Below are 5,725 nucleotides of genomic sequence, written 5' to 3'. Positions count from 1 at the left end.
CCCTCGCTTGCAAAGTTGAGACTGTCTCGATATTTTTCTCGGGACAGTCTCAACTTTACCGTTTCCGGAGGCCCCTCACATGACCACACCCGTGGAGCATTCGCTCACCTCCACCACTGCCGCGAGCAGGGCCGGCAAGCCTGTCCTGGTCACCGGCGCCACAGGCCGACAGGGCGGAGCCACCGCCGCACGCCTGCTGGCCGACGGCTGGCCGGTCCGCGTTCTGGTCCGGGATCCCGGCGCCACGGCCGCCCGCGAACTGGCCGCAGCGGGCGCCGAGCTGCTGATGGGTGACCTGGACGATCCCGGCAGTCTCAAGGCGGCCATGGCCGACGCCTACGGCGTCTTCGCCGTCACCCCTGACGACCCGGACAGCGAACGCGAGATTCGGCGTGGCCGTCACCTGGCGGATAGTGCGGCTGCGGCCGGCGTCGCCCACCTGGTCTTCGCCTCCGTCGGCGGTGCCGAGCGAGGCACCGGCATCTCCTACTGGGAGAGCAAATGGGCCATCGAGCAGCACATCGCCGCTCTCGGACTGCCGGCCACCATCCTGCGACCGGTGCGCTTCATGGAGAACCATGCCATCCCCGGGCTTGCGCTGGGCGGCATCTCCGCCGACGGAGTCCTGCGCCACCTGTTCGCCCCCGATGTGCCCGTGCAACTCGTCGCCGTGAGCGATATCGGCGCCTTTGCCGCCCTCGCCTTCGCCGACCCCACTGCCTATCTCGGCCAGGCCCTGGAGCTGGCAGGCGACGAACTGACCCCCGAGGCCACCGTGCGCCTGATCAGCCGGCATCTCGGGCGCCAGATCACCTACCAGCAGGTCGACGGCGAGGAGCTGAACCTGAGCAAGGACGCCACTCGGGCCTTCACCGCCCAACGCGGACTATGGCGCGCCGACATCCCCGCCCTGCGCCACCGCCACCCGGACCTGCTGGACTTCCCGAGCTGGCTGGACCAAGGCGGCGCCGAAGCCATCGCCACACTCCTCGAAGGCTGACCCGTCCGATGGAGGAGCAAGTGACTGGTCAGCCTGCATCCTGGCGTCCGGCCGTCCTTTTCGATCCAGTCGTCTCGAGATCAATGCGAGCCAGTCGTCAACCGTTGCAACGGGCGGCTCTCGGCGTGCATTAGCCGGCAACATCGTCGATTCCGCGTTACCACGATGCCAAGCTCGCCGCGCATGACCACGATCAAGAGACCTCGCCGTACGAGTGGTGCCGGAACTCGTGAGCATCCACCCGCACCTGATCCGGGCGCTGCTCGGCCCCCGAACATCTGGCGCTGAAACTCGCGGACTAAGCCAACGTCACCCTCGCCGCGGTTCAAGTGAGAGTTCGGCGGCCCGGGTGATGTGTTCGTGGGGGAATTACTGGGATGGCGGGCGCGGGCCCGCCTGGACGTGCCGTCAGGTGTCTAGGCCAATCCGGCCGCAGAGCTGCTGGGCCTTGTCGCCGGCGATCATCAACAGCATGGTCGCGGCGTAGCGTCAGCAGCCTTGGTCATGTGGTGATTCGTCCATGGTGTTCGTTACTCGCCAACGACTCGTGCCAGTCCCGAACACCTGCTTTGGGGCTGGGGCCAGCCTCGGTCGCGACATTCAGTGTCTGAGACCTGTCCCTGCTCTTGCGTGCGTTGCGGGTAGCCGTGGGGTGCGGAGCCCAGAGGAAAGCCCAAGGGTGCCCGTTCCGTCCGGGGACCGAACCCGAACCGTGCAGACACCGTTGCCCCCGGGGTACAGAGGACGCCCGACCCCAGCCGCGTCCACGGTTCCACCAGCCGACACTCGGGCGTTCGGCGGAAAATCACCCGGGGCGGGGCCGGGGCGGTGGCCGCCGCGATCCGGTCGGCAGGTTCCGGTGCGGGTGGTTGCCGGAGCCGGCCCAGTCAAGGCGGGCGGGCAGCGACGTGTGCGGGCGGGCCCGGCCCGCCGGAGCCGGGAGGATCACAAGGCGCCGCTCCCGGCCGTGTCCTCCAGCAGCTCGCTGAGCAGCTTGTGCTGACTGGAAAGCTGCTCGGCCAGCAGCTCGCGGGCGGCGCGCAACAGACCGGCCACCCGGCCGCCGGCCAACGCGTAGACCACGGTCGTCCCCTCGCGCTGCGCGGTGACCAGGCCCGAACGGCGCAGCACCGCCAGATGCTGGGACAGCCCGGTCGGCTCCACCTCGATCTCGGCCAGCAGCTCGCGCACCGGTTTCGGCCCGTCCTGCAACAGCTCCAGCACCCGGATCCGCACCGGGTGGCCCAGCAGCCGGAACATCTCGGCCTTCGCCTCGTACAGCGGTACCGACATCACGCCCCCGCCTCTCCTTGCGGGCCGTGCCGGCCTTGCTCGACGGCGATCCCGTACGACTGGGCCAGCCGCCAGGCATCCTCCCATTCGGCTTCGGCCACCAGGAGCGCGTGAGCATCGTCATCGTCGAGGGCGGCGTGCAACGCCGGCCACGCCCGGTCGACCCGTTCTCGCACCGCAGCAGCAAACATCGTGCTCACTCACACCCCATCATCTGCTCACGCAACGCAACCTTGTGAACGTCATTACCAGATAGGCAATTACGCATCTTCGCAATTACGATACCGCACTGAGCCGAGTGGCGAGTGACCCGCATCACATCGTCAACGGTCAGCGCAAGGTGCCGGCCTGGAGGTCACCTCGGCCGAAGACGGCGCCGGCCGGCCGGCCTTCCTGCGCGGCCTGACAGCGCTGCCGCACCCACTACCTGCGCAACCTGCTCACCACCGTGCCCAAGAGCGCCGGCCGTGGGTGGCCACCCTGGTGCGCACCATCTTCGATCAGCCTGCCGCTGACGCCGTTCGCGCCCGGCACGCCTGGGTCATCGACACTCTGGAAGCCAGGTACCGGGCCGCCGCACGAGCAGCGGCCCGCCTCGCCGCGAGCAAGCGGCGAATGTGGGGCCGGTGCTTGGTTCGACTGTGACTCCTCGACGAGACGACTCTTCGGGTCTCGCCATGCTCTTCCTTGCCGAACAGCAGGGCTGCGGTCTTCTCGGCGGCGGCGGCCACCTGCGGATGGACGGAGGCGCAGGTGGCTCACGTCACTCTTGAGAAGCGGATGTGGAGCTTGTCGAAGTCCTTGGCGTCGGCGACGACTGCGAGAACGCGCTTCACCTGCCCCTGGAAGTCGAGAACCACCGCCTCGTAGCCGTTGCTCGCGCGTCGCCAGCCGGCGACATGCTGCTCGTCCCACCAGCCGATGAATCGGCCGCCTTCGAAGCGAGTCTTGATGTGCGCCTTCGCGTCGGCGCCGGTCGACCAGACGCAGACTTCGGCGGTCCCCCAGCAGTACGTCGTGAGCAGCGTGCCCGACGGGGAGATGCTCTCGCCCTCCGAACGGAGCGGCAGGCCGACGTCGGGCAAGGTCTGCACCACGGCGCCCTGGAGGTCGTAGAAGCGGATGTACTGCGAGTCGTCGTTCACCACCCAGGTGCCGATCGCCTGGCCGTCCCTTCTCCAGAAGTAGCCCCCGAGGGTCTCGTCCTGTCCCTTCATCCGGACCACGTCGGCCTTCTTCCGCTCGACGTCGATGACCGCGTAGCCGTACCTCTTGAACGTAACCTTGTCGTTCTTCTCGGCGCCCTTCGCCACCTCGTACAGGGTTGTCAGGCCGCGCGTGCCGTCAGGAGACCATTGGGGTTCGAACGAGTAGACCGGCGCCTTGACGACCTTGATCCTTTCCGCCGAGCCTGGACTCCCGCCGACGACGGAGACGACGGTGTACCGGTCGTCGTAGGTGCGGTCCGTGGCCAGCGCCCGCGTGCCGGAAGCGTTCATCGCGTACTCGAAGTACGCGGCATTCTCGACGAAGTCCGCGGTGCCCGGTTTGCGGACGTAGATGTTGTCGCTCTGTGCCGTGTCGTAGGAGGTCAGCTTGATCGGGTCGTCGTCGCTCTCGTAGAGGGTGATGGGGCTGTCGGGGAGCTTGATCGTTCTGGTTGCGGGGGGCAGGGCGGGGGGCGTGGACGCGGTGGCGCCCGATGGGGAGGTGGACGGCTGGGTGGTCGGGTTTTGCCTGGCGCCGCTGGATGCCAGGGCCATTCCGGCGGCTGTGACGAGGGTGACCGCGAGCCCGGCTCCGATCGCGATCTGGACCCCGCGACGGCGACCCTCCGGCGGAGCCGGGGCCGGATGGGGGAGTTGTGCACCGTCGGCCCCGGTCTGCCGGGAAGGGGGCTGAACGTCGGCGTCCGGCTGCCGGGCCGCGGCCGACCCCTTGGAGAGAATGCTCTGAGGTGTGCCCTCCGCCTCCTTCGCCCCCTCTGGGGTCTCGGCGGCCTCGGCGTGGCCGAGCAGCCGGAGCAGTGCCTCCCGCGCGGTGGGCCGCAGGGCGGGATCCTTGGACAGACACTGCCCGACCAGCTCTCGCAGCCCTCCATCGGTAATCGCCCGCAGATCGGGCTCCAGGTGCATGATCCGGTTGAAGATCGCGGGCAGGCTGTCGGCCCCGAACGGCGACTTCCCGGTGGCCGCGAAGACCATCGTGCAGCCCCAGGCGAACATGTCGGCCGGCGACGCGGGGCTCGTCCCCCCGTATTGCTCGGGGGCCATGTAGGAGGGGGTGCCGATCGCCGTCGCGGTCAACGTGGAGGTCCCGTCGAGAGCGCGGGCGATGCCGAAGTCGATCACCCGGGGCCCGTCGGAGGCCAGCAGTACGTTGGACGGCTTGAAGTCGCGATGCACGATTCCCGCCTGGTGGATCGCGATCAGCGCGGTCACCGTGCCGATCGCCAGGCGATGCAGAGCCGCACCCGAGCGAGGTCCCTCGGCCGCCACGACGGCGCTCAATGTCGGGCCGTCGACGTACTCGCTGACGATGTACGGCCGGTGCTGGTCGATGCCGGTGTCGATCACCGCTGCGGTGCAGAACGCGGAGACCCGCCGAGTGGTGCTGACCTCGCGGACGAAACGCTCCAGTGCCTCCTCATCCTGCGCGAGGTCCGCGCGGAGCAGCTTGACGGCGACGCGGCTGCCGGAAGGCGACATGCCGAGGAACACCGTCCCCTGGCCGCCTTCGCCGAGCCGCCCGACAAGCCGGTACTCCCGTACCCGCTCGGGATCATCGGGCCGTAACGGCGCGAGATCTGGCATAGACACATCCCCCTTTGAGACTTTCCAGCCCATCGTTCGGCAACACCGCCGTACATGATCACACCCCACCACCGTAATCAAGCCGACGATCTCGTCGATGTAGCGTCAGCACCTGCGCACCGGGCTTCCATCATGATCTGTACGAACAAGGACAGCACAGCCCAGGAGTCGGATCGGGAGCTGGTGGCCCGGCTGGTCGACCGGGCTCGTGCGGAGGGCGTGGAGCTGGTCGGCGAGAACGGACTGCTGGGCCGGCTGGCCGAACTCGTGCTGGAGTCGGCGCTTGAGGGTGAGATCACCGACCATCTCGGCTACGACAAGCAGCAACGCTCCGGCGATGAGGCGACCAACAGCCGCAACGGCGCCCCCTCCAAAACGGTCATCACCGACCTCGGGCCGGTCGAGATCAGCGTGCCGCGGGACCGGGAAGGCAGGTTCAGCCGAAGATCGTGCGGCCGAGTGGCGGAACCGGCCGCTCGACCCCGTCTACCCGGTGATCTTCATCGATGCCATCCATGTGAAGTTGCGGGCTCTGTCGCAGATTGCGTGATCTAGGCGGGACGCAGGATGCGTTTGCGTAGCAGGTCGAGTTTCGCGCGGCCGAACATTTGGCGTTTAA

The 5,725-nt window shown here is 68.2% G+C and carries 5 protein-coding genes; 2 read left to right on the top strand and 3 right to left on the bottom strand.

The window, feature by feature from the left end; translation table 11 throughout:
- The first annotated feature begins 79 nt into the window (after positions 1-79).
- Complete coding sequence (locus AB0J46_RS51840) at positions 80-1,000, top strand: NmrA/HSCARG family protein (protein WP_364344911.1); 921 nt, start codon at positions 80-82, stop codon at positions 998-1,000.
- Between the two features lie 945 nt (positions 1,001-1,945).
- On the opposite strand, the gene AB0J46_RS51835 is transcribed toward AB0J46_RS51840, so the two are convergent.
- From AB0J46_RS51835 to AB0J46_RS51825, 3 genes are all read right to left on the bottom strand, one after another.
- Positions 1,946-2,293 carry a metalloregulator ArsR/SmtB family transcription factor gene (locus tag AB0J46_RS51835; RefSeq protein ID WP_364344908.1) on the bottom strand — a complete coding sequence of 116 codons (348 nt, stop codon included), beginning with the start codon at positions 2,291-2,293 and terminating at the stop codon, positions 1,946-1,948.
- Entirely contained in the window at positions 2,293-2,469 is a 177-nt protein-coding gene (locus tag AB0J46_RS51830) for a hypothetical protein (protein WP_364344905.1), read from the bottom strand. Before AB0J46_RS51830 ends, AB0J46_RS51835 begins: the two co-directional genes overlap by 1 nt.
- Before the next feature lie 582 nt (positions 2,470-3,051).
- Positions 3,052-5,139: a protein kinase gene (locus AB0J46_RS51825; RefSeq protein ID WP_364344902.1), complete on the bottom strand. Its 2,088-nt coding sequence runs from the start codon at positions 5,137-5,139 to the stop codon at positions 3,052-3,054.
- Between the two features lie 21 nt (positions 5,140-5,160).
- Between AB0J46_RS51825 and AB0J46_RS51820 the strand changes: the two genes are divergently transcribed.
- A complete protein-coding gene (locus AB0J46_RS51820) occupies positions 5,161-5,661 on the top strand; it encodes a transposase (protein WP_364344899.1) in 501 nt (166 codons plus the stop codon).
- The last annotated feature ends 64 nt before the right edge of the window (positions 5,662-5,725 follow it).

The organism is Nonomuraea sp. NPDC049758 (assembly GCF_040674635.1).
GTDB lineage: Bacteria > Actinomycetota > Actinomycetes > Streptosporangiales > Streptosporangiaceae > Nonomuraea.
Note: the sequence above shows the minus strand (reverse complement) of the source record. Positions and strands in the feature narration are given on the sequence as shown.